At 67.5% G+C, this 26,179-nt stretch carries 24 protein-coding genes; 12 read left to right on the forward strand and 12 right to left on the reverse strand.

The features are described from left to right. Window positions 1-5 precede the first annotated feature (5 nt). The gene (locus tag C441_RS07175; protein WP_007274514.1) at window positions 6-827 is read right to left on the reverse strand and encodes an NAD(+)/NADH kinase; all 822 of its coding nucleotides are present in this window, start codon (window positions 825-827) and stop codon (window positions 6-8) included. Window positions 828-1,006: 179 nt separating this feature from the next. On the opposite strand from C441_RS07175, the gene C441_RS07180 reads away from it, so the two are divergent. Further along, a complete protein-coding gene (locus C441_RS07180) occupies window positions 1,007-2,203 on the forward strand; it encodes a KaiC domain-containing protein (RefSeq protein ID WP_007274515.1) in 1,197 nt (398 codons plus the stop codon). 113 nt (window positions 2,204-2,316) lie between these two features. Here C441_RS07180 and C441_RS07185 read toward each other — a convergent pair whose 3' ends face one another. Beyond that, a complete protein-coding gene (locus C441_RS07185) occupies window positions 2,317-2,985 on the reverse strand; it encodes a nitroreductase family protein (RefSeq protein WP_007274516.1) in 669 nt (222 codons plus the stop codon). A 175-nt stretch (window positions 2,986-3,160) separates the two neighbouring features. Between C441_RS07185 and C441_RS07190 the strand changes: the two genes are divergently transcribed. Further along, the gene (locus C441_RS07190) at window positions 3,161-4,699 is read left to right on the forward strand and encodes a pyridoxal phosphate-dependent decarboxylase family protein (protein ID WP_007274517.1); all 1,539 of its coding nucleotides are present in this window, start codon (window positions 3,161-3,163) and stop codon (window positions 4,697-4,699) included. 41 nt (window positions 4,700-4,740) lie between these two features. Here C441_RS07190 and C441_RS07195 read toward each other — a convergent pair whose 3' ends face one another. Beyond that, window positions 4,741-5,175, reverse strand: coding sequence for a universal stress protein (locus tag C441_RS07195; protein ID WP_007274518.1), 435 nt, complete (start codon window positions 5,173-5,175; stop codon window positions 4,741-4,743). A 105-nt stretch (window positions 5,176-5,280) separates the two neighbouring features. After that, entirely contained in the window at window positions 5,281-7,266 is a 1,986-nt protein-coding gene (locus C441_RS07200) for an ATP-binding protein (protein ID WP_007274519.1), read from the reverse strand. Window positions 7,267-7,400: 134 nt separating this feature from the next. On the opposite strand from C441_RS07200, the gene C441_RS07205 reads away from it, so the two are divergent. Then, the gene (locus tag C441_RS07205; protein WP_007274520.1) at window positions 7,401-7,823 is read left to right on the forward strand and encodes a DUF7113 family protein; all 423 of its coding nucleotides are present in this window, start codon (window positions 7,401-7,403) and stop codon (window positions 7,821-7,823) included. Window positions 7,824-7,865: 42 nt separating this feature from the next. Here C441_RS07205 and C441_RS07210 read toward each other — a convergent pair whose 3' ends face one another. After that, the gene (locus tag C441_RS07210; RefSeq protein WP_007274521.1) at window positions 7,866-9,140 is read right to left on the reverse strand and encodes a DNA double-strand break repair nuclease NurA; all 1,275 of its coding nucleotides are present in this window, start codon (window positions 9,138-9,140) and stop codon (window positions 7,866-7,868) included. A gap of 149 nt (window positions 9,141-9,289) precedes the next feature. Here C441_RS07210 and C441_RS07215 point away from each other — a divergent pair, with 149 nt between their 5' ends. Further along, window positions 9,290-9,949, forward strand: a complete 660-nt coding sequence (locus tag C441_RS07215) for an HAD family hydrolase (protein WP_007274522.1) — start codon at window positions 9,290-9,292, stop codon at window positions 9,947-9,949. A 29-nt stretch (window positions 9,950-9,978) separates the two neighbouring features. On the opposite strand, the gene C441_RS07220 is transcribed toward C441_RS07215, so the two are convergent. Together C441_RS07220 and C441_RS07225 are read right to left on the reverse strand one after the other, a co-directional pair. Beyond that, on the reverse strand, window positions 9,979-10,374 hold the full coding sequence (locus C441_RS07220; RefSeq protein ID WP_007274523.1) for a hypothetical protein: 396 nt from the start codon (window positions 10,372-10,374) through the stop codon (window positions 9,979-9,981). Between the two features lie 75 nt (window positions 10,375-10,449). After that, window positions 10,450-10,896, reverse strand: coding sequence for a DUF2240 family protein (locus C441_RS07225; RefSeq protein WP_007274524.1), 447 nt, complete (start codon window positions 10,894-10,896; stop codon window positions 10,450-10,452). Window positions 10,897-11,025: 129 nt separating this feature from the next. Here C441_RS07225 and C441_RS07230 point away from each other — a divergent pair, with 129 nt between their 5' ends. Then, entirely contained in the window at window positions 11,026-11,403 is a 378-nt protein-coding gene (locus tag C441_RS07230; RefSeq protein WP_004969695.1) for a 30S ribosomal protein S8e, read from the forward strand. A 162-nt stretch (window positions 11,404-11,565) separates the two neighbouring features. Here the strand turns inward: C441_RS07230 and C441_RS07235 are convergent, their stop codons facing one another. Continuing rightward, window positions 11,566-12,567, reverse strand: coding sequence for a phosphate uptake regulator PhoU (locus tag C441_RS07235; RefSeq protein ID WP_004969697.1), 1,002 nt, complete (start codon window positions 12,565-12,567; stop codon window positions 11,566-11,568). A gap of 346 nt (window positions 12,568-12,913) precedes the next feature. On the opposite strand from C441_RS07235, the gene C441_RS07240 reads away from it, so the two are divergent. The 5 genes from C441_RS07240 to phoU all read left to right on the forward strand — a co-directional run bounded on the left by C441_RS07240 (window position 12,914) and on the right by phoU (window position 18,391). Then, a complete protein-coding gene (locus C441_RS07240) occupies window positions 12,914-13,981 on the forward strand; it encodes a PstS family phosphate ABC transporter substrate-binding protein (protein ID WP_007274525.1) in 1,068 nt (355 codons plus the stop codon). Between the two features lie 63 nt (window positions 13,982-14,044). Continuing rightward, window positions 14,045-15,004, forward strand: coding sequence for a phosphate ABC transporter permease subunit PstC (gene pstC, locus C441_RS07245; RefSeq protein WP_007274526.1), 960 nt, complete (start codon window positions 14,045-14,047; stop codon window positions 15,002-15,004). A gap of 1 nt (window position 15,005) precedes the next feature. After that, a complete protein-coding gene (pstA, locus tag C441_RS07250; protein WP_007274527.1) occupies window positions 15,006-16,634 on the forward strand; it encodes a phosphate ABC transporter permease PstA in 1,629 nt (542 codons plus the stop codon). 51 nt (window positions 16,635-16,685) lie between these two features. Beyond that, a complete protein-coding gene (gene pstB, locus C441_RS07255; RefSeq protein WP_007274528.1) occupies window positions 16,686-17,534 on the forward strand; it encodes a phosphate ABC transporter ATP-binding protein PstB in 849 nt (282 codons plus the stop codon). A gap of 176 nt (window positions 17,535-17,710) precedes the next feature. Next, complete coding sequence (gene phoU / locus C441_RS07260; protein ID WP_007274529.1) at window positions 17,711-18,391, forward strand: phosphate signaling complex protein PhoU; 681 nt, start codon at window positions 17,711-17,713, stop codon at window positions 18,389-18,391. 92 nt (window positions 18,392-18,483) lie between these two features. Here the strand turns inward: phoU and C441_RS07265 are convergent, their stop codons facing one another. Next, on the reverse strand, window positions 18,484-20,715 hold the full coding sequence (locus C441_RS07265; protein WP_007274530.1) for a CDC48 family AAA ATPase: 2,232 nt from the start codon (window positions 20,713-20,715) through the stop codon (window positions 18,484-18,486). 193 nt (window positions 20,716-20,908) lie between these two features. Between C441_RS07265 and larC the strand changes: the two genes are divergently transcribed. After that, entirely contained in the window at window positions 20,909-22,360 is a 1,452-nt protein-coding gene (gene larC / locus C441_RS07270) for a nickel pincer cofactor biosynthesis protein LarC (protein ID WP_007274531.1), read from the forward strand. Window positions 22,361-22,426: 66 nt separating this feature from the next. On the opposite strand, the gene C441_RS07275 is transcribed toward larC, so the two are convergent. Together C441_RS07275 and C441_RS07280 are read right to left on the reverse strand one after the other, a co-directional pair. After that, complete coding sequence (locus C441_RS07275) at window positions 22,427-22,966, reverse strand: hypothetical protein (protein ID WP_007274532.1); 540 nt, start codon at window positions 22,964-22,966, stop codon at window positions 22,427-22,429. Between the two features lie 183 nt (window positions 22,967-23,149). Then, on the reverse strand, window positions 23,150-23,896 hold the full coding sequence (locus tag C441_RS07280) for a hypothetical protein (RefSeq protein ID WP_007274533.1): 747 nt from the start codon (window positions 23,894-23,896) through the stop codon (window positions 23,150-23,152). Window positions 23,897-24,058: 162 nt separating this feature from the next. Between C441_RS07280 and radB the strand changes: the two genes are divergently transcribed. Beyond that, entirely contained in the window at window positions 24,059-24,748 is a 690-nt protein-coding gene (gene radB / locus C441_RS07285) for a DNA repair and recombination protein RadB (protein ID WP_007274534.1), read from the forward strand. Between the two features lie 101 nt (window positions 24,749-24,849). Here the strand turns inward: radB and C441_RS07290 are convergent, their stop codons facing one another. Then, window positions 24,850-25,992 (reverse strand): CBS domain-containing protein, encoded by a 1,143-nt coding sequence (locus C441_RS07290; RefSeq protein ID WP_007274535.1) that lies wholly within the window; start codon window positions 25,990-25,992, stop codon window positions 24,850-24,852. Between the last annotated feature and the right edge of the window lie 187 nt (window positions 25,993-26,179).

The raw sequence follows: 26,179 nt of genomic DNA on the forward strand, positions 1-26,179 counted from the left end.
GGCGTTCAGTCGAGTTTGCCGAGCGCTTCGAAGAAGTCGGAGGTCGGCCCGGCGAGCCGAACCGGCGAGTCGGACCGCTCGATGCGAATCTCCGTCGGTGGCGACACCGTCCGACGGGTCCGGCCGTCGCCGACGACGACCGCCGACGCCGCGTCGGTGACGGTGACTGTCACGGCGGCGTCCAGCGGGACGACGAGCGGCGGCATCCCCTCGTCGGCCGCCATCTCGGTGACGACGAGCCCCTCGACGCCGGGGTGGACGAGCGGGCCGCCCTCGCTGAGGTTGTAGGCGGAACTCCCCGCGGGCGTCGTGACGAGCACGCCGTCGGCGTGGCTCCCGGAGTACAGCGAGCCGTTCACGCGGACTTCCAAGCTCGCACCGCCGCCGTGACCCCGTCGCGGGCCGTGGACGACGACCTCGTTCATCGACGAGTCCATCTCCCAGTCGTCGCCCGTGGCGACGATGCGGGGCACCTCTCGAACCGACTGGCCCCCCTCGCGGAACGCGGCCACCTCGGCCAACACCTCGTCGATGGCGTCGTCGGGCGAGACGGCGTTCAGGAAGCCGACCTCGCCGAGGTTCACGCCGAGAATGGGGACGCCGTCGGCACCGCGGGCGGCGTAGAGAAACGTCCCGTCGCCGCCGATGCTCACCACGAGGTCACAGGAGTCGAACGACTCGACGGGGACGCCCTCGACGCCCAACTCCTCGGCGGTCGCCGCGTCGACGACCGCCTCGGCGTCGACCTCTGCGAGCGCCTCGCTCGTGTCAGCGGCGAGGTACGCGGCCCGGCTGTTGCCCTTCTGTGCGACGATGCCGACCTTCATGCCCCGCGGTTTGGCGTCCCCGGGCAAAAGCCCACCGTCACGTCGCCCGGTCTCGGTTCGTCTCGATGCCTCGCGCGCTTCACCCGGCGCGCACGGGAAACGTTCATCACGACGCCTGCCCACCATGAGGTGATGGCAGGCACGGACGCCGGCCGCGCTGTCGTTCGGTGGTGGCTCCCGTGAGTGACGACGACGACTGGTTCGAGCGGGCGCTCCGCGACCGCGACGACAGCGAGACCGACGCAGACGACGCGGACCCGGACGAACGCGAGCAGAGCGACGACAGCGAGACCGACGAGCCGGCGGGTCGCGGTGGGGCCGCGGGCTCGGACTCGGACTCGGACTCGGACCCGAACCCGGACTCGCCGGACGCGTCGGTGTCGGGTGGAACCGACTCCGAGACCGAACGGGGCGGACCCGAGGAGACAGACGCGGCCGAAGACGAGGGGGAACCGCTCTCGTTCGGCGACGACGGCCCGTTCGGTGGAGGTGCGGTCGACGACGCCCCGACAGACGACGACCCGTTTTCGACCGACTTCGCCAGTGCGTTCGAGAACGCGCCGACGCCCGACGCGGGCGGCGGGTTCGGCGGCGAGTCGCCCGGCGACGACTTCGGGTTCGCCCCCGGCCCGGAGGGGTCGGACCCGCCGACGTTCGACGACGAGGAGTTCGACTCCGACATCGACCGCATCGACATCGGCATCGAGGGGCTCGACGACATGATTCTCGGCGGCGTCCCCGAGCGGTCGCTCATGGTGGCCATCGGGAGCGCCGGGACCGGCAAGACGACGTTCGGCCTGCAGTTCCTCCGGAAGGCGCTCGATGACGGCGGGAGCGGCGTCTACATCACGCTCGAAGAGAGCCGCGAGCGCATCCTCGACACGGCCGACGAGAAGGGGTGGGAGTTCTCGAAACACGAGGCTGACGGCCGGTTGGCCGTCGTGGACCTCGACCCCGTCGAGATGGCTAACAGCCTGTCGAGCATCCGCAACGACCTCCCGCGGCTGGTCGAGGAGTTCGGTGCCGACCGGCTCGTCCTCGACTCCGTCTCGCTTCTGGAGATGATGTACGACCACCCCTCGAAGCGCCGAAGCGAGGTGTTCAACTTCACGCGGTCGCTGAAAGACGCCGGCGTGACGACGATGCTCACCTCCGAGGCGGACCAGTCGACCCCCTACGTCTCCCGACACGGCATCGTCGAGTACCTCTCGGACGCCGTGTTCGTCCTCCAGTACGTCCGCGGCGACGACTTCCGGGAGACCCGGCTCGCAATCGAGATTCAGAAGATACGCGACGCGAACCACTCCCGGGAGACCAAGCCCTACGAACTCACGAACGAGGGCCTCAGCGTCTACCAGCAGGCGAACATCTTCTGACCCCGCGTTCTGCGTTCTACGTTCCGGCGGCGTCAGCCTCGGACACGCGCCTCCGCGGCGAGGAAAAAAGCGTCGTTGGAAGTATCGTCGGAAGCGTCGTCGGCGTCGATAGCTCAGTCGTCCGCGGGCGCGGGCTCCGCCGACTGCTCCTCGAAGCCTTCGAAGTGAACGACTTCGTCGACCGGGCGGCGGTATTTGCGCTCCGCCCGCAACTCGCCGGCGTCGTCGGCGGGGATGCCCATCGTCAGGAGCATCACGGGCTCGTAGCGCTCGCCGTCGATGTCGAACGCGTCGAGGACGGCGTCGGCGTCGAAGCCGCCGACGGGACAGGAGGCCACGCCCTCGTCCCACGCGGCGTACATGAGCGACATGGCGACCAGCGACGTCGAGCGGACGGTCCAGACGCGGCGCTCCTGTTCGGGGAGGTCGGCCATGCCGGCGATGTTTTCGAGGATGCCGTCGCGGACCTCCTCGTTGGGCAGGTAGCCCTTCTCCAGCATGTCGTCGGCGACGGTCTCGGCGTGCGCCTCGGGGTCCTTGTTGCCGAGCACGATGACGGACGCGGCGGCTCCGGTGACGTGTTCCTGGTCGTAGGCCGCCTCGCGGAGCAGTTGTTGGGTTTCGTCTTCGCGCAGTACGACGAACTCCCACGGCTGGAGGTTGTAGCTCGACGGGGCCTGTACGGCGTTCTCGAAAATCGTCCGGAGGGTCTCGTCGCCGATCGACTCGTCGGCGTACTCGTGAATCGAACGGCGGGTCGTCACGACCTCTGTGAACTCCATCGATTCCCGGGACGGACGGCGTACAGATAGGGCGTTGTAATCCGGGTGAATCGGCCGATTCCGGTGTGTTCGCAGTTCTCGTTCCAGTCATTTCATCAGGTTACACTCGTGTTACTGGTGCCGGCGAACCGACACAACGAGATACGGCTATCGTACGTGAGTGCGTTTGTCTAGCATGGTCGCCACAGCAGACGCCCACCCATCTGACTTCGACCCCGACGAGTTTCGCGACCTCGGCTATCGGACGGTCGACATCATCGCGGAGTACTTCGAACACGTAGACGAACTGCCGGTCTTTCCGGGCAAACCGCAGTCCGTGGTCGAGTCGGTGTTCGACGAACCACTGCCAGAGAGGGGACAACCTCCACGCGAGATTCTGGACGCGTGGCCGGAGCGGATTCTCCCGAACTCGACGCACGTGGGTTCGCCGCGGTACTTCGGGTACGTCATGGGCTCCGGGACGACGATGGGCGTCCTCGCGGACGCGCTCGCCGCCTCGGTCAACGTGAACGCCGGCGGGTGGAAACCGGCACCGGCGGCGACCGAAATCGAACGGCAGACTATCGAGTGGGTCGCCGAGATGATCGGCTATCCCACCGACTGCGGTGGCCTGTTCACGAGCGGAGGAACGATGGCGAACCTGACGGGGATTCTCACTGGCCTCCGTTCGACGGCGGGGTACGATACGAAATCTCGCGGCCTCCAAGCGGACGACCGCCCGGGGCGATTCACGATATACATGTCCGACCACGAGGGGCATTCGTCTATCTACCGAGTCGCAGAACTCCTCGGCCTCGGCGCGGACGCGGTTCGACTCGTTCCGAGTCACGACGATTTCACGATGGATGTGGACGCCCTCGCCGAGCGACTCGACCGTGACGAGGCCGACGGCGACGTGCCGTTCTGCGTCGTCGCGCAGGTCGGGTCCATCAACGTCGGCGCAATCGACCCGCTGGAGGCGATTGCTGACGTCTGCGAAGCACGCGATATCTGGTTCCACGCCGACGGTGCGTGCGGGGCAGTCGGCGCGATGCTCCCCGAGAAGCGCCCGCAGTACGCCGGATTGGACCGCGCGGACTCGGTCACGCTGGACCCACACAAGTGGCTGTCAATCCCCTACGAGTGCGGCTGTGTCCTCGTGCGTGACCCCTCGGCGATGGAACGGTCGTTCGCGATGCACGCCTCCTACCTGGAGGGGACAGCTCGAACCCCCTACGAGGGACTGGATTACTACGAACTCGGCCCGCAGATGTCGCGTGGCTTCCGGGCGCTGAAGGTGTGGATGAGTGTGAAACACCTCGGTGTCGAAGGATACCGGGCGCGTCTCTCACAGACTGTTCAGTGTACGGCGCACCTCGACGCCCGCGTCCGCGACGCCGACGACTTCGTGGCACTCCACGAACCGAACCTGTACCTGTACTCGTTCCAGTACGCCCCACCGGACCTCCAGATGGCCGCCGCGGCGGATGCAAACGTCCACGACGCAGTCGATGAGTACCTCGACGCGCTCAACCAGCGAATCGCAGACGAAATCCAACTCAGCGACGTCGCGTTCGTCATGACGACGTCGATACACGACAGGACGGTCCTTCGATTGTCCATCTGTAGCCACCGAACCACGACCGACGATATCGACCGCACGTTCGAGACGCTTCGCGACATCGGCGAACGTGAGGACGCGACGCTCCGAGAGACGTTCGAGATTGCGAGGTAGCCTGTCTCCGACGAGTCGTCCGCTCTCGAATCGCTCCGAACCTATCTGACGATGGTCACCGGCACGGGCGACCGCCGGAGGACCTCCTCCGCGACGCTCCCGAGCAGGATGCGCGAGACGCCGGTCCGGCCGTGGCTCCCCATCACGACGTGGTCGTAGTCGGCGTCGTCGCCGCCCAGCACCTCGACGATGACCTTCTGGGGACTGCCGACTTCGATGCGGTCGGTCACCGCCCTGTCGGCGTCGACGATTCCGACCTCGGCTTTCACCTCGGCGAACGTCTCTCTCGCCTTTCGTTTCTCCGCTTGGAACCACTCTTCGGAGCCGCTGAGCGCCCGCTCTCTGTAGTCGGCGTCGGCGGGGTTGATGACGTTCAAGAGCGTGAGTTCGGCGGCGGGCCACTCCGAGGCCGCGAAGCGAACCGCGGCGACCGACTGCGGCGACCCGTCGGTCGGAACGAGCACGTGTTCGGCCATGTCGCGGACTACTCGGCCGACCGCTAAAAAGCCGCCCGGCGAGCGCGCCGGGTCGGGGGCACCCCGACCCGGATGAACTGCGGTCGGCGCGCCGCGTCGCGGCCGTCAGTCGCCGTGTCGCGTCACGCAGGTCGAAAGCCCCGTCAGTTCGACGGGTTCCGAGTTGTCGGGCGAGTAGACGACCATCTGCCCTTTCTCCATGTACGGCACCTTGTCTTCGAGGTTCGGCGGGATGTTGACGCTCTTGATGGCGTCCTCGTCGCCGAGGTTGAGCACGACCTTCGTGTTCACCTGCTTGAACACCGGGTCGGCGATGTCCTGTGGGTCCTGCGTGATGAGAAACAGCCCGAGGCGCTCCTTTCGGCCCTGTTTGGCCGCCTCGGTGAACTTCTGGATGACCTTCCGCGCCTGCACCGAGTCGGCGTCGGTGAGGAAGTTGTGCGCCTCGTCCATCCCGAGGACGACCGGCGTCTCCTTGATGCGGTCGCTCGACGGGTCGTTCGAGAGCTTGTCGTCGATGAGAAGCGCCGACACCGCGAGGACGAACAGCTCTTTCGCCCGGCTCGACGAGAGGTGGTAGGTCGGCACGACCGTCAGCCCGCCCGGGCGGACGAGCTGGTGGTCGAGTTCGGTTATCGGGCGGGCGTCCTGATCGAACACGCCGCTCGGGACGCCGCGGACCCGACGCTTCACCGCGTCGAAGGTCGCCTCGTGGACCCGCCCCGACTCGTGGAGCTCCTCTTTCAGCGCCGGGTCGTCGAGGAACCGGAGGAACTGCTTGTACGTCCCCGAGTCGCCGTAGTTCCGGAAGAAGCGGTTCAGGAGCTCGACGAGCGCCGGGTACTGGTTGTCGTTGAGACTACTCCCGGCGACGAGCCACGGGAGGTCACGCGCCATCGAGAAGGGGATGGTGAACTCCAACTGCTCGGCGCGGTGGTTCGCGCCCGGATACGACGACCCGGCCATCTTGGGCACGAGCGCGACGGTGTCGTCGTGGCCGCCGTGGGCGACGCCCTCGCGCTCGTAGCGTCGGGCCGTCTCGGCGTCCATGTCCGGGTTGTCGTCGTGCATCTGGGCGTACTCGTCCTGCGGGTCGAACTGGACGACCGCGGTCTCGACCTCGCGGCCGTCGTCCATCTCGTAGCTCCGCTCCCCCGAGAGGTACTGCCGCAGGATGTTCTTCGAGGCGTGGGTCTTGCCCGACCCGGTGCCGCCGGCGACGAGCGTGTGGCGGAACACGAGGGGGTCGCCGTCGGTGTAGTCGTCTTTCAGTCGGTAGTCGATGGTCGGCGGCCGGGCCGCGGTCCGGACCTTCTCGCCGCCGACCGAGAGGTGGCCGAGGAAGACGCCCGCCTCGGGTATCTTCAGGCCGGTCTTAATCTGGGTCGCGTCGGTGGCCTCGCCGACCGTCGCCTGCGGTTTCGGCACGCGGTCGACCATCCGACGCTTGAGTTCGCCGCGGTCGGAAAACAGGACGGCGATGGGTTCGAGTTCGGCCATGAACTTGAAATCGCGCTCCTCGAACTCGTCGGCCGGGCGGCGCATGGCCCGGCGGGCGTGAATCTCCGTCGCGTCGTCGGCCTGAAACTCCTGGGCGTACTCCAGGCCGACGATGCGGCAGAACAGCAGTTCGTCGTCGGGGTAGGGGACGACGAGGTACTTCCCGAGGCGGACGCGCTCGCGGTTGCCCGCGGTCACGAACGCCCGGAGCGCCGTCCGGTCTGGGTCCTCCGACACGCGCAGGCCCGGCGAGACCGCAATCGCGCCGACGCCCCGCTCGTCGCCGACGGGGTCGGCGTCGTACTCGTCGAACTGCAGGTCGTCCGCGTCGTCGGTCGCGCCGGCCGCGCTGGTCGTACCGGTCGAACCGCCGTCGCGGCGTTCGTCGCGGCCGTCGCGGTCGGTTTCGACACCGTCGCCGTCGACGCTGTCCCCGTCGGCCGAACTCGCGGCGGTCGCGCTCTCGCCCTCCGAGGCGGGTTCGGAGCGCCCGTTTCCGGCGGCTTCGGCTCCTCGGTCCTCTTGACCCGCGTCCGACGAGTCGTCGGGGTCGTCGCCGGCGAAGTCGCTGAAGTCCCCCAGGTCGGTCATGTTCCAACGCTTGCGGGCGGCGAGTAAAAAGCCACGCGTCGGCGACGGCGCTCGGTCCCGTGTCGGGCGGTCCCGTATCCCGCGGTCTCGGGCCGTCGCGTACGACTTTTCCGTGTCGCGCCCCTAGCCCGGCTATGTTATTGGTCCGCGGTCACGGCGGCGGCACGGCACTCACCGGCACGATATTCGAACGGGGGGAGCAAGCGCCGACCTACCGCGGCGCGCCGAACGAGGACGCCCCCTACGTCTGGGTCTGCGACGAGTTCTACGAGGTCGAAAGCGGCGGCTCGGAGACCGAAATCGACGGGCGGACGATTCGCGTCGCCTTCGACACGCCGCTTCCCCGCGGCTTCGACACCCGCGAGCAGGCGCTGTCGGCGGCGAAAGAACACGTCAGGACGCAGTTCGCGCGGGTCGGCGTCCCCGCCGACGACGTGCGGGTCGAGGTCGTCCGACCCGAAGAGGAGGGGACGCCGGAGGACGAACAGTCGGACGCGGCGGGCCGCTCCGCCGACGAGGGCTCTCCCGAGGGCGACGCGTCGGACGCGTCGCGCTGAGGCCAGCCACCGACTCGTTTTGCGCCCTCTCGCGAGAGGGCCTCACTCGTCGGCGTCGACCCAGCGGATGTTGTCGTAGCTCTTCATCGGGTCCGAGTCGAGTTTCTCGGAGAGTTTGCGCCTGAGCGCGGCCTTCTCGCCGATGCTCACCCGCGCGAGTTCGTCCGCCTTCTCGACCGCCAGCGGCGGCCCGCGCGTGGCGGCCACGTCGCGGACGACGTGGTGCATTAGATCCGCCCGGGTCTCCGGGTCCTTCGTGAACGCGTAGGGCGCTTCGACCCGGTAGCACACGTCGGTTCGGGGGTCGTACAGCACGAAGAACGTCACCGTGTACGCTTCGGGGTCGAGGTTGCGCTCGATGCCGAACGCCTCGCCCTCGGCGCTCAGTTGGCGGTCCGACCCGCCGCGCGAGGCGAACCAGCTCGTGAACGTGAGTTCGTCGGTGCGGCGCTCGTCGCCGTCGGGGCCCTCCCGGCGTTCGAGCAGGTTGACGAAGAAGGCGGCGTCGTCGACCCACGGCCGCCGGCCGGCGTCTGTCCCGTCGAGCTGTTTCCTGACCGTGCGGACGACGTGTTTCGCGCCGGGGTTCTTCACGAAGCCGGCGAGGGGGACGCCGCGCTCGACGAAGCGCTCGACGAGTCGGACGTAGTTCTCCACGACGGCCTTCGGCTTCGCGTCGCGCGCGAGGTCCTTCAGTTCGGCGTCGCGGTCGCGCCAGTTCAGGAGTTCCTTCGGGTACACCGGCCCGTCGAGGATGAGGAGGTCGGCGACGGCGTCGGCGTGTTCGAGCGCGTGGGCGCTCTCGGCGAGGTAGAGCGCGAGCGCGTGGACGACGCCCTCGGCGTAGCGGTTGACCCGCGGGACGCTCAGCACGCGCCGCCGGCCGTAGCCCTCGTCGGAGTGGAGCCACTCGTCGGTGTCGAAGAAGGGAACCGGGTCGTGGGTGTGCGCCGCCATGACGATAGAGCGGTGGCGGTGGAGGTCGAGGTCAGAGGGTTCGGCGGCCATCGCGGCGTGGGCCACGTCGAGGACGAGCCCGTTTTTGAACGTCGTCGGGTTGATGGTCCCCGAGTCGAGGCCGTGGACGGTCGGAAACGGCGACTCCGTGAGCGCCACGTCATCGATGTCCGCGGCGTGGAGCTGTTTTTCGCCGAGCGGTTCGACGATTGGGGGTCCCCCGTCGGGCGATTCGAGGGGGTCGAGCCACGACTCCCAGACCGTCCGCGCGAGGTCGTCGTAGTCGGCGTCGTCGACCGAGTCCGCGATGGTGCTCGCCATGGACGCGATGTCGTCCACGTGGACGGGGTCGAGGGTCATACCTCGCCGTCGTCGCCGACAAGTATAGTGGTTGTCGTCGTCGGTGGGAGCCACCCCGACGGGGCCGACGCGAGCAGGCGCGGGACGGCTCGTCCCCTCGACAGGTCCCGGCACGCTCATACCGCTCCGTTGCCAACGCTTCACCGACGATGTCAGTCAGCGCGGTCGGGTTCGACCTCGACTACACACTCGCGGTGCCGACGCGGGACCGCGAGACGATTCTCTCGGAGGCGGCGGCGGCGGCGGGCGCGCCCCCGCTGACCCGAGAGGCGTATCTCCGGGCACACCAAGAGAACCTCACGCGCGAGACCCGCGCGCCCATCTTCGAGGCCCTCCTCGACGAGCACGGCTCCCCCGTCGACCCGGAGCGCGTCGCGACGGCGTACAGAGAGCGAATCACCGACGCGGTCGTCCCCGTCGAGGGCGTCGAGGCGATGCTCGCCGGCCTGCGGACGACCTACCGCGTCGGCCTCCTCACCAACGGGCCGGTCGTGGCCCAGGAGGCGAAAATCGACAAACTCGGGTGGCGCGACCACTTCGATACGGCCCTCGTGACGGGCGCGCTCCCCGCCGGCAAGCCGGACGAGCGGGCGTTCGAGGCCCTGCTCGACAGCCTCGGAACCGCGCCCGACGAGACCGTCTACGTCGGCGACAGCGTCCACCACGACATCGCCGGCGCGCACGACGCCGGGATGCTCCCGGTGCAGGTGCTCGGGAAGGGCTGTGACGACCCCGACCCGCGGGCGGTCGCGCACATCCACCACGACGACCTGCCGACGGCGCTTCCGGAACTCGTCGCGGACCTCTGAACCGGTCGCGCGACGGCCGGCTCTCTCCTCTATTCCTCGCGGTCCCCGGCGTCGAGCGCCGCGACCAGCGCGCGGAACGCCGGGAGCGTCCACTTCACCTGCGCGCCGTCCTCGACGAACACGAGCGTCCGCGGCGGGCGGACCGCCTTCGGGCGCACGCGAAGCCCCGCTTCGGACGCGGCGTCGGCGGTCACGTCGAGGTGGGCGATGAACTCGACGCGGGCGCGGTCGGGCTGGACGTACACCTCGGCGACGCGCTCGCCGTCGGCGGCGACCGCGTAGGCGAGCGCGCCGTCGTCGGTCGGTTCCACGTCGGCGTCGGCGTCGACGACGGAGAGAACCGAGAAGGCGTCCTCGTGGCCCGTGACCTCCGAGGCGAGCAGTTGGGCGATGCGTGTCCCGTCGGAGAGCGAATCGACGACCATGCCGGGCGTTCGCGCCCGGACGGTTTCGGGGTGTCGCTTCGCGGCGGGCGGAAGGCGGAAAAGAGAGATTGGGCGCTACTCGGCCAGCGAGCGCGTTGCCTTCTCGGCCGCGTCGTCGACGTTCACGTCGTTCGCGCGCGCGAAGAGGACCGCGGCGGCCTCGGCGGTGATCCCGAGCCGCGACTGCCGCTCGTTGATGCCGGCGACGGCGGCCTGCTTTTCGACGCCGGCGGCGACGCAGGCGTCGAGAATCTGCTCGAACGCCGACTGCTCGCGGAGGACGGAGGCGTCGGGTTCGAACTCCTCGGGTATCTGCACCTCGGCGGGGTCGAACGTCGCGACAACCTCGCCGTCGTCGCGTTCGACGAGGCCGCGGCCCGCCGCGAGGTCGATGAGGCGCTTGGCCTGGTCCGGGGAGAACCAGTCGCGGTCGAGCGACAGGGCGACGACGAACTCGCCTTCGCCGAGGCGGGTCGAGCCGTGTTGCCGGAAGGGGACGGCGACGGTGACGTCGAGACTCATCGGTTCGACGGCGGGCGCGGGCGAACTAAACGGTTTGCGTTGCCATCGCCTCCGAGAGACGTGGTGGCACCCGTCTCCGCCGAGCACCGATTCGAGCGATTCAAGTAGTCACCGAGGTTTTTACCCCGTATGAAGGACCAAGGACGCTCCAAGCGGAAGCGGACCGGCGGTCGGCGCAAGCCGTCCCGAAACAAGAAGCGCTACCAGCTGGGCCGCGAACCCGCCGCCACGACGGTCGGCGAGCCCCGGTTCCAGATTATCGACTCCCGCGGGAACAACGAGAAGCTCCGCGCCCTCTCGACGAACGTCGCGCAGGTCGCAGACGGTGCCGACGTGACGCAGGCCGACATCGAAGGCGTCGTCGACAACCCGTCGAACGTCAACTACGCCCGCCGGAACATCATCACGAAGGGCTCCATCATCGACACAAGCGCCGGCCGCGCCCGCGTCACCTCCCGCCCCGGTCAGGACGGGCAGGTCAACGCCGTCGTCGTCGACGAAGAGTAAGTTCTCTCCCCGCGTCGTCGTTTCGGCGCGGTCCGACTGTTTATCCCCGTGAGCCCCGCGGCCGTCGCTCGCGGGGGTGTGTGGTCGAAGTCGAAAACGAGACTGGACGATACCGAATCGAACCGCGCGACGGACCGACCGGCGGGTCGGCCGGTCAGGGCGTCAGGGCGTCGGCGCGGCCTTCTGAAGCGCCGTCTCGGCGATGTTACCGCCGTAGTCGGCGCTCCGCGAGACGGAGTCGACGATGAGGCCGAGCAGTTGCGCGCGCGCCGGGTCGAGGTCCCGGAGGAGTTCGTCGATGCCGCGGGCGCTCGCGTCGATGGCCTGAACGGCCTCGCGGGACTCGTTGGCGAGGCGGCTCGCCTCGTCGCTCTCCTCGGCGAACAGCGCGTCCATCCCGCCGTTGACGACGGCCTTCGCCTCCTCGAACAGCGCCTGAATCGCCTCGACGATTTCGTCGTCGACCGGTTCCTCGAAGTTCAAAGAGAGGTGGGCGATTTTGGTCGCGTGGTCGCCGATGCGCTCCAGTTGCCGGGCGGCGGACTGGTAGTCGAAGCAGATTTCGCGGGGGAGACCGAGTTCCTCGGCGGCCTTCGGGGTCCGGAGCGTCGCCCGGAAGATGCGGGAGACGACCATCCAGAGGCGGTCGACGTCGTCGTCGCGCTGGATGACGTCGCGGGCCATGTCGTCGTCCTGCTCGGCGATGGCCGCGATGGCGTCTTCGAGCATCGAAAGCGAGATGAGCCGCATCCGGGTGACCGCGTTGTGGATGGAGAGCTCGGAGGAGTCGAGCAGGTCCCGGATGACGACCCGGTCGCGCGTCTCTTCGAGCACTTCGAGGCCGACGAGGCTCTGGGTCGCCTCGCGGATGGTCCGGCGCTGGTCGGTCGTGATGCGCGAACTCTCCAGGGCGATGATGTCGAACCCGCTCACGTACATCGTCATGACGGCGCGCGTGAGCTCGTCGCCTTCGAGGGTCGCGATGTCGAGGGTGCCCTCGGTGCGTTCTTCTTCCGAGCGGGGCGTCAAGAACAGCGAGTCGCCCTCCGGGTAGAACTCGACTTCGCTCCCCGCCGAGACGCCGTTGTCCGTCGCCCAGTCTTTAGGAATCGAGACGGTGTAGGTGGAACCGCCCGTCACCTGCACCTTTCGGGTTTCGACCATGTCCGTGGGTGGTCCTCAATACACAATAAAACTGTCTATCTCTATATATCGAGCTCAGTTTTTATGTGGTGGACGTGACCGAACGCGACTCGTGACGGTTCGGAGGCGAAACGACGCTCACTCAGTAGTCATCTCGCGCCGTGTCCGTCGGCCCGCGAGCCCCGAATTTCCTGACATATCGGAGAAAGTTCGCACACGAAACGGCCTATGATGGGGTAATCGTCTGTTTTCGCCGGTTTCGACCCGTTCTTGTCACACGTTACCATTCGTTGGGGACATACCGGAATGTATCACTATATAGTCGTCATAGCAGGGTATTTACGCAAAAATCGGCTCCTCAAAATCGATGACGCGTAACTCGGACAGCGTTCTTTCGCGGCGTAAGTTCCTGATTGCCTCGGGCGCGACCGGTCTCGCTGGACTCGCCGGGTGTACGGAGAACAACACCGGCGACTCCGGTGGAGACTCCGGCGGCGATTCCGGCGGCGACTCCGGCGGCGACTCCGAGGGAACAGACTCGTCGGGCGACGGGAGCAACGAGCTCTCGGGAACCATCGACATCGCCGGTTCCTCGACGGTGTTCCCGCTCGCGACCGCGATGGGCGAGCGCTTCCAGAGTGAGCACTCCGAGGTCAACATCAACCTCCAGTCCACCGGCTCCGGTGGCGGCTTCGCGAACTACTTCTGTACGGGCCAGACCGACTTCAACAACGCCTCGCGCCCGATTCAGCCCGACGAGGAAGAACAGTGCGCGAGCAACGACGTGACGCCCGTCGAACTCAAAGTCGCCACCGACGCCCTGACGGTCGTCGTCAACAACGACAACGACTTCATCGGCGAGGGCCTCACCACCGAACAGCTCCAGACCATCTTCTCGGCCGAGTCGGCCCCGACGACGTGGGCGGACGTCAACTCCGAGTGGCCCGACGAGGAAATCGAGATTTACGGTCCCACCGACGCCTCCGGTACCTACGACTACTTCATCGAGGCCATCATCGGCGAGGACGGCCCGGGCCACCGCCAGGACTACTCCGCGACCGAGCAGGACCGCACCATCATCCAGGGCGTCCAGGGCTCCGAGTACGCGATTGGCTATCTCGGCTTCGCGTACTACAGCGAGAGCACCGACTCCGTGCAGGCGGTCCCCATCGAGAACGACGCCGGCGAGTTCGTCGAACCGTCGCTCGACACGGCGCTGTCCGGCGAGTACAACCCGCTTTCCCGCCCGCTGTTTACCTACCCCGCCCGCGAGTCGCTCGCGGAGGACCACATCGCCGAGTTCGCCCGCTACTGGATGGAGAACTCCACCAGCCGCGAAATCGTCGCCGACGAGGTCGGCTACGTCCCGCTCGGCGAGGACGAGCAACAGGAGATGCTCGACACCCTCAACGCCGCCATCGAGGAAGCTAACTAGCCGCTTTCTCGACACAATCAGCTAACGAAGCGCTTTTTCATACACCACGATTCAATCCAACCAATGAGCACAGATGACCTCGAAACCGACCTCACGCGGAACACGGAGAACTCTCCGCGTGAGCTACTGACGCGGTCGTTCTTCTTCCTGTGCGCGGCGCTGTCCGTCGTGACGACCCTCAGTATCGTCGGGCTCCTCATCACGGAGGCGGCCAAGTTCTTCACGCTGACAGCCTCGCTGATGGGAGTGACGGGAGAGACGGCGTCTATCGTCGACTTCCTCACCGGTACCACGTGGCAGATACACAGCCAGGAGTTCGGCGTGCTGGCGCTCGTGTCGGCGACGTTGATGGTCACCATCGGGTCGGCCGTCATCGCGCTCCCGCTCGGCGTCGCGACCGCCATCTACCTCAGCGAGTACGCGAGCGCGCAGGCTCGGTCGGTTCTCAAGCCCGCGCTGGAAATCCTCGCGGGCGTCCCGACCGTCGTCTACGGCTTCTTCGCGCTCATCTACATCACCCCGGCGCTGGAAGTCGTCTTCCCCGACATCGGGACGTTCAACATGCTGTCTGCGAGCATCGTCGTCGGCATCATGATCATCCCGATGGTCGCCTCCATCAGCGAGGACGCGATGTCCGCCGTCCCCGACGAACTCCGGCAGGCGGGCTACGGCATGGGCGCGACGAAGTTCGACGTGTCGACCGGCATCGTCGTTCCCGCCGCGCTGTCCGGCATCTTCTCTTCGTTCATCCTCGCAATCTCGCGCGCCATCGGCGAGACGATGGCCGTCACCGTCGCCGCGGGCGCGCAGGCGAAGTTCCTCAACCCGCTGAACCCCGCGTCGTACCTCGAAGGCGCGCTGCCCATGACCGCCGCGATGGTCCAGCTTCTCACCGGTGACATCACCGGCGGCGGGCTGGCCTACCGCAGTCTGTTCGCCATCGGCCTCGTGCTCTTCGTCATCACACTCATCATGAACGTTATCAGCGACTACGTCTCGCGGCGCTACCGGGAGGCCTACTGAGATGGCGACCGACACCGACTCCGGCTACATCGACGGCTTCGGACAGGTCAGTCGAACCACCGGAACCATCTTCCGGTACCTGCTTTTGGCCGCGACGATGTTCGGCATCGTCACGCTCGCCGTCCTCCTCGTCTACGTCGCAAACGACGCGATTCGCCCGCTCACCGCCGACCTCGGCTGGCATCTCACCTTCTTCCTGACGCTCGTCGTCCCCACGGCGGTCGTCGGCGGTTACCTCGCCCGGCGCAACGTGCCGGCGCTCAAACTCGGCGGCATGGTCGTCGGGATGCTCGCCGTCTCCCTGCTGTTCAGCGGCGGCGTGGCAATCGTCTTCGTCGACATCATCCCGCCGCTGACCGGCCTCTCGTACGTCGTCGGCCTCCTCGTGCCGGCGGCGCTCGTCGTCGTCCTGACGAAGTACGAACAGCAGATTCCGTTCACCCTCCGCGTCGCCGCGACCGGGGCCGCGTTCGTCCTCTCGCTCGTCGGCGTTCCGGGCTACTTCCACAGTATCCCCGAAATCGTCCGCCAACTTCCCGTGGTCCCCGCCGACTGGATGGTTCTGACGCTCGTCCTCGGCGGCGTGGCCGCGGTCGTCGTCGGCCAGTACGTCGCTCGAATCCGCGAAGACACCACGGCCGGCCTCGCGGCGGGCGCGTCCGCGCTCCTCCTGACCGGTCTCGCGGCCGTCGTCGGCCCGGCACTGGGCGTCGACGCGAACGCCGCCGCCGTCGTCACGTCGGTCGCGTTCGTTCCCACGGTGGCCTACGCCGGGGGCGCGGCGGTCACCCGCGAACGGGAGCGAATCGGCCTCCTGCTCGCGGCCGTCGTCATCGGCGGCTCGCTCGTCGGCGCGGCCGCGGTCGACGCGCTCGGCTTCGCCGGCCCGCAGTCGTGGGTCGACTGGCAGTTCCTCACGAGCGCCCACAGCGGGTCCGCGGAGAACGCCGGTCTCTACCCGGCTATCGGCGGCTCCATCCTGCTGATGGCGACGGTCGCCGCCCTCTCGTTCCCGCTCGGCGTCGGCGCGGCGGTGTACCTCGAAGAGTACGCCCCCGACAACGCCTTCACCCGGTTTATCGACGTTAACATCTCGAACCTCGCCGGCGTCCCCTCGGTCGTCTACGGGCTGCTCGGGCTCGGCGTGTTCGTCACCTACCTCGGCCAGCCCACGGGAACGGTCATCATCGGCGGCGCGACGCTCGCGCTCCTCATCTTGCCCATCGTCATCATCTCCTCGCGCGAGGCGATTCGCTCGGTCCCCAGCGATATGCGGCAGGCGTCCTACGGCATGGGCGCGACGCGCTGGCAGACCGTGAAGAACGTCGTCCTCCCGGAGGCGTTCCCCGGCATCCTGACCGGGACCATCCTCGCGCTCGGCCGCGCCATCGGCGAGACCGCGCCGCTCATCATGATCGGCGCGCCGAACGTCCTTTTCACCCTGCCGACCGAGCTCACCTCGAAGGTGAGCGCGATGCCCCTGCAGGTGTACGCGTGGTCCAGCCTGTTCGCCAGCGAGGACTTCTACACGAAGGCCGTCCCGGCGGGCGTCGTCGTCCTCCTGGCGGTCCTCCTCGCGATGAACTCCATCGCCATCGTCCTGCGCAACAAGTTCGAAAGCGGAAACTGAACGTTACCAATGAGCCAAAGAGACAAAGCACCCGAGGGAGAACAGCAAGCCATGAACGGAACAGAGGACCCGACGAACGATGAGATGCTCGTCGAAACCGACGTGAGCGACGGGCTCTCTGCGTCGGCGAACTCGGTGAGTCGGGACGCCGAGACCGTCATCAGCTCGGAGAACATCAACGTCTGGTACGGTGACGACCACGCGCTCACCGACATCACGATGGATATCCCCGAAAACAGCGTGACCGCCATGATCGGTCCCTCCGGCTGTGGGAAGTCCACGTTCCTTCGCTGTATCAACCGCATGAACGACCTCATCGACGTCGCCCGCGTCGAGGGCCGACTCACGCTCCGCGGCAAGAACGTCTACGACGACGACGTCGACCCCGTCGCCCTCCGCCGCCGCGTCGGCATGGTGTTCCAGAAGCCGAACCCGTTCCCGAAGAGCATCTACGAGAACGTCGTCTACGGCCTGAAGATTCAGGGCATCGACGCCGACTACGACGAGGTCGTCGAGGAGTCGCTCAAGCGCGCCGCCCTCTGGGACGAGGTGAAAGACCGCCTCCACGAGTCCGGACTCGACCTCTCCGGCGGCCAACAACAGCGCCTCTGTATCGCCCGCGCCATCGCCACCGACCCCGAGGTGCTCCTCATGGACGAGCCGGCGTCGGCGCTCGACCCCGTGGCGACCTCCCAGATCGAAGACCTCGTCGAAGAGCTCGCCGAGGACTACACGGTCGTCATCGTCACGCACAACATGCAACAGGCGGCGCGCATCTCCGACAAGACCGCCGTCTTCCTCACCGGCGGCGAACTCGTCGAGTTCGACGACACCCAGAAAATCTTCGAGAACCCCGAGAGCCAGCGCGTCGAAGACTACATCACCGGCAAGTTCGGATAGTCCTCGTCCGCGCTCGCGCGCTCTCGGGTCGCTTCTGCGAGCCGTTCGATTCGCGCCCTCGGAGCGACGCCCGCGCCCCGCCGTCGCGCATTCGACACGGTCGTTCGGGACGTACCGCCGACTCGACCACCGGAACCATCACAAGGAATTTCACTTCGCCTGTCGGAACGTCACGTATGGCCAGAAACACGTACCAGTCTCGCCTCAATCAGCTCGAAGAGGACGTGTTGTATCTCAGCGAACTCGCCGCCGAACGGGTCCGGTTCGCCCTCGACGCGCTCGAAGACAAAGACGAGCGGAAGGCACAGGAAGTCATCGAGGGAGACCACGAGATAAACCGCATCTACCTCGACTTAGAACAGGACTGCATCGACCTGCTGGCGCTCCAACAGCCGGTCGCTGGCGACCTGCGGTTCATCGCGGCGTCGTTCAAGATTATCACCGACCTCGAACGCATCGGCGACCTCGCGACCAACCTCGCGCAGTACGCCATCGACGCCGAAAACGACGTGTACGCGGAGGTCGACATCCGCCGCATCGGCGACGCCGCCCTCGATATGGTCGACCAGGCGATGGACGCCTACGAGACCGAAGACACCGACCTCTGTCGCTCCGTGGCCGAGCGCGACGACGACCTCGACGCGATGTGCGACGCCGCCTCGGAGAGCATCGTCCGCGACCTCATGACCGGCGACGACTTCGAGGGCGACGGCGACCTCGACCCCGAAAGCGCCCTCGTGGACGTGCGCCGACTCCTGCTTACGGTGCGCGACCTCGAACGCATCGGCGACCACGCCGTCAACGTCGCGGCGCGGACGCTCTACATGATAGACAACGACGACTCACTGCTGTTCTGAGCGGGCGTCTCACGCCGACGCGTCAGTGACGCGTCGCTCGCTTCTTCGAAAAACGAGAGAAAGACACGACCGCAGAGCGCCGACCGTCCGGCTTACTGGAAGCCGATGCGGCCGCCGTCGCGGGTGTCGGGCGACAGCCCCTCGCGGGAGCCGCCTTTGAACTGGTCTTGGATGTCCTCGTAGTAGCGCATCAGTTCCTCGGTGATGGTCGGGCGGACCGATTCCATCGCCTTGCGGAAGTGGCGCATCTCGATTTCCTCGGCGTCGGAGTCCTCGCGGAGCGCCTCGATGGCCGCCTCGCGGCAGATGGATTCGAGGTCGGAGCCGACGTAGCCGTCGGTTATCTCCGCGATTTCGCGGAGGCTCACGTCGGGCGCGAGCGGGCTCTGCTGGGTGTGGATGTCGAGAATCTGCTCGCGGCCCTCCTCTTCGGGCTGGCCGATGAGCACGAGGCGGTCGAACCGCCCCGAGCGGATGAGCGCGGGGTCGATCATGTCCGGGCGGTTGGTCGCCGCGATGACCATGACGTTGCCCGCGTCTTCGAGGCCGTCCAACTCCGTCAGGAGCTGGTTGACGACGCGCTCGGAGACGTTGTTACCCATGTCGTTGCCGCGGGCCGGGGCGAGCGCGTCGAGCTCGTCGAAGAAGATGATGGTCGGCGAGACCTGCCGAGCCTTGCGGAACGTCTGCCGAATCGCCTTCTCCGACTCGCCGACCCACTTCGACAGCAGCTGCGGGCCGCGCACCGAGATGAAGTTCGCGTTCGTCTCGTTGGCGACGGCCTTCGCTATCAGGGTCTTCCCCGTGCCGGGCGGCCCGTAGAGGAGCACGCCCTTCGGGGCCTCGATGCCCATCCGCTGGAACTTCTCGGGCGTGGTCAGCGGCCACTCGACGCTCTCTTGGACCTTCTGTTTCGGCCCTTCGAGCCCGCCGACGTCGTTCCACGTGACCTTCGGAATCTCGACGAGCACCTCGCGCATCGCCGAGGGTTCGACCTCGCCGAGCGCGCCGCCGAAGTCGTCGTTCTTGACGACCATGCGGTCGATGAGGCTCGGCGGGATGTCCTCCCTGTCGAGGTCGATCTCGGGGAGGTAGCGTCGGAGCGCCTTCATCGCGGCCTCCTTGGTCAGCGCCTCGATGTCCGCGCCGACGAAGCCGTGGGTGTCGTCGGCGAGGTCGTCGAGGTCCACGTCGTCCGAAAGCGGCATCCCGCGGGTGTGAATCTGGAGGATTTCCTTGCGGCCCTCCTCGTCGGGCACGCCGATTTCGATTTCGCGGTCGAACCGACCGGGGCGGCGGAGCGCGGGGTCCACCGAGTCGACGCGGTTGGTCGCCGCGATGACGATGACCTGTCCGCGGGCTTCGAGCCCGTCCATCATCGTCAAGAGTTGGGCGACGACGCGGCGTTCGACCTCGCCGGTCACGTCCTCGCGCTTGGGCGCGATGGAGTCGAGCTCGTCGATGAAGATGATGCTCGGCGACTCCTCTTTGGCGTCCTCGAATATCTCGCGGAGCTGTTGTTCGGACTCGCCGTAGTACTTCGAGATGATTTCCGGCCCCGCGATAGAGAAGAAACTCGCCGAAGTCTCGTTGGCGACCGCGCGGGCGAGAAGCGTCTTCCCGGTGCCCGGCGGCCCGTGAAGCAACACCCCCTGCGGGGGCTCGATGCCCAGCTTCTTGAATATCTGGGGGTGTTTCATCGGCAGTTCGACCATCTCGCGGACGCGCTGAATCTCGTTGGTCAGGCCGCCAATGTCCTCGTAGGTGATGCCGCCGCCGGCCTTCTCGAAGCCCGAGATGGGCTCCTCGCGGAGTTCGACGTCGGTGTCCTCGGTGACGAGGACGACGCCGTCGGGCTTCGTCTCGACGGCGATGAGCGGAATCGCCTGTCCGGGCGACCGCATAAACGGGTGGTTCGTGCTCGACATCACCGGGACGATGTCGCGTTCGACCACGGGCCGCTTGAGAATCTGCCGTTTGACCATGCCGGCCGCGTCGGACCCGAACTGCACGCTCGCCTCCTCCGGCGGCGCAAGCACGAGTTTGTCGGCCTTCGTGGCCTCTGCCTTGCGGATGGTGACCCGCTCGCCGATGCCCACGTCGGCGTTCTGCCGCGTGAACCCGTCGATGCGGACCGTATCCGTGTTCCAGTCCTGCCGGTCTGCCCGCCACACCTTCGCGGCGGTCGTTTTTCCTCCCTCGATCTCGATGATGTCTCCCGGCGAGAGCTTGAGATGGAGCAAGGTGTCCGGATCAAGACGGGCGATGCCGCGCCCCGAGTCGTTCGGGTACGCTTTCGCCACTTCGAGTTGGACTTCGTTCATGATTACCTCGCGGGGATGCTGATACCTGTGAGAGGCCATCGGATAAGTCCTTCCCCGGTCTGCCCGGGGCACCGTCCTCTCGTGGTTACAGCCTAGCACACCGTAGGGCGGGCGGCTACTAATCCCTACCGACTGGACAGGGGACGGCGCGTCGATGGCTGGCGTTTTTACGCTCGAACACGACGGTTCACGCATGCGACTCCTCGCGTTCGACGGCCGGATGGGTGCCAGCGGCGACATGCTCCTCGGCGCGCTCGTCGCCGCCGGTGCCGACCCGTCCGTCCTCTCGCCCGTCGAAGACGCTCTCGACGTGACCTACCGCGTCCACGAGGTCGACAAAAACGGCATCCTCGCGACCAAGGTGGACGTGCTCCTCGCGGAGGCCGACGGGGGCGAACCCCGCGGCGAGGGCCACGGCGACGACCACCGACGCCAGCCCGAACCCGAGAGCGGCGACGGCGACGACGGGGGAGACTCCGACGACGCTGACGGTGACGACGAAGACGAGCACAGCAACCAACACCAGTACCGTCACCACGACCATTCACACGACCACGCACACTCCCACGACCACGACCATTCACACGACCACGCACACTCCCACGACCACGACCATTCACACGACCACACCCACGCCGAGGGCCACGGCCCGCACCGGACCTACCCCGAGGTGGTCGACCTCGTCGAGTCGATGGGCTTGCCCGCGGGCGTCGTCGAGGACGCGACGGCCATCTTCCGCGTGCTCGGCGAGGCGGAAGCCGAGGTCCACGGCACGGACCTCGACGCGACGCACTTCCACGAGGTCGGCGCGGACGACGCCATCGCCGACGTGGTCGGGGTCTGTCTCCTCCTGGAGGACCTCGGCGTCGACCGCGTCGTCACCGGCCCGGTCGCCGTCGGCGGCGGCGAGACCGAGATGAGCCACGGGACCTACCCGGTCCCCGCGCCCGCCGTGGTCAACATCACCGCGGCGGCCGGCTGGTCGGTCCGCGGCGGCCCCGTCGAGGCCGAACTGCTCACCCCCACGGGCGCGGCCATCCTCGCGCACCTCGCCGAGGGCGTCGAGTCGCTCCCGTCGATGTCGGTCGAGTCGTCCGGCTACGGGGCCGGCGGCTGGGACTTTTCGGACCGTCCGAACGTCCTCCGCGCGGTCGTCGGCGACGGCGGCTCGCGGCTCGTCCGCGACGAGATTACCGTCCTCGAAACGAACCTCGACGACGCCACGCCCGAGGTCCTCGGCGGGCTTCAGGAGACCCTGAAGGACGCCGGCGCGCGCGACGTGACCATCGTCCCGACGACGATGAAGAAATCCCGCCCAGGTCACCTCGTCAAGGTCGTCGTCAGGCCGGAAGACGCCGAGCGCGTCGCCTACCGCCTCGCGGTCGAAACGGGCACGCTCGGAATCCGCGAGCACGGCGCGGGCCACCGCTGGACCGCCCGCCGCGAGTTCGAGACGGCGACGCTCGACGTCGACGGCGACGACTACGAGGTGAGCGTGAAGGTCGGAAGCGACGCCGACGGCGTCGTCTACGACCGAAGCGCCGAGTACGACGACGCGCTGGCGGTGGCGAACGAGACGGGCCTGCCGGTCCGCGAGGTCATGCGCCGCGCCGTCGACGCGGTGGCGTCGGACGACGCCGAGTGAGCGGTTCGCGGGGCTCTTCGCCCGAGACGCTTCGCCGAAAAAACCGTTCGCGGCCGCCCCGTCAGGTCACTTCTCGTTGAACTGTGGTCGGGAGTTGAACGGCGCGAACGTCCCGTCGGGGTTGTTCACGTGGACCCACGCGTGGAGGCCCCAGTGGCCGCCGGCGAAGCCCCACATGCCGTCGTCGCCGTCGCCGTGGAACAGGTCCGGGAACGGGCCGGCGTACGCCTCTATCTCGTCGAACAGGTACTCGGCCGCGCCGAGGACGAGCGTTTCCCTGCCGTTGCCCTCGTTTTTCCCGTAGACGAGCGCGGCGGGTTTCGTGAGGTCGACCTCGTCGTCGTAGTTCTCGATGACGTAGTCGTGGTTCACGTAGTGGTAGCCCATGCCCGGGATGAACGGACTTTCGAGGACGTAGCCGTCTTCGATGGCCTTCCGAACGTCGGCGTACTTCGACGTGGCCGCCCGGACCGACGCGATTTCGCGCTGGAGCGCCCCGCGGTGCGCCGCCGCGGGCGCGGCGAACGCGCCGACCGAGAGCGCACCGACGCCGAGTGCCTTCAGATACGTCCGTCGCCCGACCGTAGGGTTGCGTGATGTGCTCATGCGACATGCGATACGCGTCGGTGGAACGTAGGTATGATTCGGGCACGGCGCGTCCCATAAACCGAGAGTCGCGTTACGAGCGTTCTTTTCGGCCCGACCACTCGAAGCGCGGGCACCCTCCGCCGGTCGCGGAGCGCCACGTTAGGCGGCCGTTAACGGCGTCGAAACCGCCGCCGCCGACACTCACTCCTCGCGCGAGCGGTGTTCGTCCAGCGCCTCGTCGATGCTCAGCTCGCCGTCGGCGACGCGCCGGGCGAGCGCCTCGTCGATGGTGCGGTTGTCCTCGGACGCCTCCCGCGAGCGCGCCTTGATGCGCGTGAGCTCGCCCTCGGTCGGTTCTATCTCGCGGGACTCGATGCGCTCGCCGTCCCGACGAGCGATGTTCACCGCGGCGAGCACGTCGCCCATCCCGCGCGCTCCGGTGCCGAGGTAGGGCGTCGTCCCGGTTTCGTCGACGAGTTCGACCGCGACGCCGTCGAGTTCGTTGATGAGCTTCGCGCCCTGTAAGCGCGCGCCGTCGCCGATGCGGACCACGGGGTCGACCGCGTCGTCGGTCTCCTCTCGGATGACCTCGACGGCGTCCGAAAGCGGGACGTGGAACGCGGCGACGACCGTCTCGCCGGAGAGGACCGCGACGCCCGGTCTGGTTCCGGGGTCGACGCCGACGACGGTCTGTCCGCCGTCGCCGCGGAGGCTCGCGAGCGCCTCGTCGACGGCGCGGCGCACGTCGTCGCCCGTCGCGGTCACGCGGGTCACGTTCCCGTCGGAGCCCGTGCCGCCGAGGTCGTCGTCGGGGCCGGTGAGGAGGACCTCCGCCCGTTCGGGCAGGGGGTCGCCCGGCTCGACGGTCGTAAAGGCGACTCCTCGGCTCCGCAGTTCGGACACGGCCTCGTGGTAGAGGTCGAAATCGGCGGTGGCGACGACTATCACGGGGGTCCCTTGGCGGCGGCGACGAATAAAGCGTCGTGCGCGAGTCGCCGTGGCGGCCGCGGGTCGGCGTCGAGGCGGCGGGCGGTCGCGCGACCGCGAGTGCGTCCGAGGCCGTCCGCGGCGACCGGGGTCTTTTTCGGCCGGTGGCGCCCACCACCTGACGTGACAGAGTCAGTCTCCACCGGCTGTGACGCGCTCGACGACCTCCTCGACGGCGGGTTCGAACGCGGCACCGTCACGCAGGTGTACGGTCCCTCCGCGGCCGGCAAGACGAACGTCGCGCTCTCGGCGGCGGTCCGGGTCGCCGCCGCGGGCGGCACCGTCGTCTACATCGACACCGAGGGCCTGTCGGTCGACCGCTTCCAGCAACTCGCGGAGGCGGTCGCCCCCGAGGACGTGGAGTCTGTGACCTCGCGGCTGATGATAAGCGAGGCGTACGACTTCGAGGACCAAGAACAGGCCGTCCGCGACGCCGAGGAGTTCGCCGCCAGCGCCGACCTCATCGTCCTCGATTCGGCGACCGGCTTCTACCGGCTGGAACGGACCGCCGAGGGCGACGGCGGCGAGGCGCTTCGCCGGGTGGCACGGCAGGTCACGCACCTGCTGTCGCTCGCGCGCAAACACGACCTCGCGGTCGTCCTGACGAACCAGGTGTACGCCGACCCCGACACCGACCGGACGCGCGCGCTCGGCGGCCACACCCTCGAACACTGGACCGGCACCGTCGTCCGCCTCGACCGCTTCCGCGGCGGCAACCGCCGGGCGACGCTGGAGAAACACCGCGCGAAACCCGCCGGGGAGACGGCGACGTTCAAGATAACGGACCGCGGGCTCTCCGCGGCGGACGTGTAGAAAAAGGTCGACGCGGCCGGGCGGACGGCCCGGCCGAATCCCGCTCCTGTCTTCAGTTCGTGTTTCCTCTCGGGCGCGCCGGTGAGCCCCGGGCGACTGCGTTACAGGTCGTTGAGCTTCCGGAGGAGCTGGCCGCGGTAGCGCTCGTCGGCCTCGAAGCCCTTGACTTCGAGCACGTTGCGTTCGAGCTTGTCGAGGGCGACGTGGAACGCGTGTTCGGCGCCGTAGCCCTCGCCGCTTCCGGCCAGTTGGCCGTGGCTCGTGCGGAGCCGAATCTGGCACTGGATGAGCGGCGTGCCGCGGAGTTTCTCCTTGTGCTCGTGGAAGCGGACGTGAGCGTGAAGCACGCTCATCCGCTGGTACTTGTCCGCGACCTCGGTGATAGCCGAGTTGATGTCGGCGCGGCTCAGCGTTTCGAGGAGGCCGATGTTCGTGACCTGCACGTCCATCTGCTCTTCTTCGGTGTAGGTGAGCGCGCGGAGCACGTCGGTCTTGGTCACCACGCCGAGGACCTCGCCGTCGTCGTCGGCGGGCGTGACGACCAGCCCGGCGATGTTGTGTTCCAGCATGCGCGCGACCGCGTCGCGCACGCTCTCTTCGGGCGTCGCCGTGCGCGCCGGGCTGGTCATCAGGTCGTAGACCGGGAGGTCGAGCATCCGGTCGGTGTCGCCGCGGCGGTCCTGTTTGCCCTGCCGACCCTCGTCGCGCACCATGAACTCGACGAGGTCGTAGGTGGTCAGGATACCTTCGAGGCGGCCCTCGTCGTTGACGACCGGCAACCGCGAGACGCCGTGTTCGCGGAGGCGGTTGATGGCCTGCCCGAGGTGGTCGCGCTCGCCGACGGTGACCACGTCGTCGGTGTAAATCTGCTCGACGGTCAGCGCGTCGAGGTTGTCGAGGACGGCTTCGAGGATGGCGTCCTGCGTGATGATGCCGTACTGTTTTTCGCCCTCGTAGACCGGCGCGACCTTCGTGTCGCCCTCGACGAGCATGCGCGCGACCTCGCGCACGTTCTCGTGACGGTCTATCTTGGGGACGGCCTTCGTCAGCGCGGCCGCTTTGGTGTTGTCTTCGACGTGCGAGTTGATGAGCTGTTTCTCACCGATGACGCCCGCGTACTCGCCGTCGTCCTGAACGATGATGCCCTTAGGGTTTTCCCGCTCGAAGATGGAGCGGACTTTGCCTAATCGCTCGTCAACGTCGACCTCGATGAAATCAGGAGTGGCGATATCAGCAATATCCATAATACATCCTTACATACAACGCCTCGTCTCTTGAAGGTTCGTCCCGTTTCCACCCGCTAGGAAGGACCGAAATCGCAAGGCCACGACGGGGCTGAAGGGGCGAATTCCGCCGGCAGACGGCCTATGTCTATTGTTAACACTCCAATTCCGCTGAATGTCGCCGTTTCTCGCCGACGCGTCGGCCGGG

The organism is Haloferax sulfurifontis ATCC BAA-897 (assembly GCF_000337835.1).
GTDB classification, from domain to species: Archaea; Halobacteriota; Halobacteria; order Halobacteriales; family Haloferacaceae; genus Haloferax; species Haloferax denitrificans.

Excerpts from the sequence above, each read along its gene's own strand:
- C441_RS07175 (WP_007274514.1), bottom strand. The coding sequence starts at position 827 with ATGAAGGTCGGCATCGTCGCACAGAAGGGCAACAGCCGGGCCGCGTAC.
- C441_RS07185 (WP_007274516.1), bottom strand. The coding sequence starts at position 2,985 with ATGGAGTTCACAGAGGTCGTGACGACCCGCCGTTCGATTCACGAGTAC.
- C441_RS07190 (WP_007274517.1), top strand. The coding sequence starts at position 3,161 with ATGGTCGCCACAGCAGACGCCCACCCATCTGACTTCGACCCCGACGAG.
- C441_RS07195 (WP_007274518.1), bottom strand. The coding sequence starts at position 5,175 with ATGGCCGAACACGTGCTCGTTCCGACCGACGGGTCGCCGCAGTCGGTC.
- C441_RS07200 (WP_007274519.1), bottom strand. The coding sequence starts at position 7,266 with ATGACCGACCTGGGGGACTTCAGCGACTTCGCCGGCGACGACCCCGAC.
- C441_RS07205 (WP_007274520.1), top strand. The coding sequence starts at position 7,401 with ATGTTATTGGTCCGCGGTCACGGCGGCGGCACGGCACTCACCGGCACG.
- C441_RS07210 (WP_007274521.1), bottom strand. The coding sequence starts at position 9,140 with ATGACCCTCGACCCCGTCCACGTGGACGACATCGCGTCCATGGCGAGC.
- C441_RS07215 (WP_007274522.1), top strand. The coding sequence starts at position 9,290 with ATGTCAGTCAGCGCGGTCGGGTTCGACCTCGACTACACACTCGCGGTG.
- C441_RS07220 (WP_007274523.1), bottom strand. The coding sequence starts at position 10,374 with ATGGTCGTCGATTCGCTCTCCGACGGGACACGCATCGCCCAACTGCTC.
- C441_RS07225 (WP_007274524.1), bottom strand. The coding sequence starts at position 10,896 with ATGAGTCTCGACGTCACCGTCGCCGTCCCCTTCCGGCAACACGGCTCG.
- C441_RS07230 (WP_004969695.1), top strand. The coding sequence starts at position 11,026 with ATGAAGGACCAAGGACGCTCCAAGCGGAAGCGGACCGGCGGTCGGCGC.
- C441_RS07235 (WP_004969697.1), bottom strand. The coding sequence starts at position 12,567 with ATGGTCGAAACCCGAAAGGTGCAGGTGACGGGCGGTTCCACCTACACC.
- C441_RS07240 (WP_007274525.1), top strand. The coding sequence starts at position 12,914 with ATGACGCGTAACTCGGACAGCGTTCTTTCGCGGCGTAAGTTCCTGATT.
- pstC (WP_007274526.1), top strand. The coding sequence starts at position 14,045 with ATGAGCACAGATGACCTCGAAACCGACCTCACGCGGAACACGGAGAAC.
- pstA (WP_007274527.1), top strand. The coding sequence starts at position 15,006 with ATGGCGACCGACACCGACTCCGGCTACATCGACGGCTTCGGACAGGTC.
- pstB (WP_007274528.1), top strand. The coding sequence starts at position 16,686 with ATGAACGGAACAGAGGACCCGACGAACGATGAGATGCTCGTCGAAACC.
- phoU (WP_007274529.1), top strand. The coding sequence starts at position 17,711 with ATGGCCAGAAACACGTACCAGTCTCGCCTCAATCAGCTCGAAGAGGAC.
- C441_RS07265 (WP_007274530.1), bottom strand. The coding sequence starts at position 20,715 with ATGAACGAAGTCCAACTCGAAGTGGCGAAAGCGTACCCGAACGACTCG.
- larC (WP_007274531.1), top strand. The coding sequence starts at position 20,909 with ATGCGACTCCTCGCGTTCGACGGCCGGATGGGTGCCAGCGGCGACATG.
- C441_RS07275 (WP_007274532.1), bottom strand. The coding sequence starts at position 22,966 with ATGAGCACATCACGCAACCCTACGGTCGGGCGACGGACGTATCTGAAG.
- C441_RS07290 (WP_007274535.1), bottom strand. The coding sequence starts at position 25,992 with ATGGATATTGCTGATATCGCCACTCCTGATTTCATCGAGGTCGACGTT.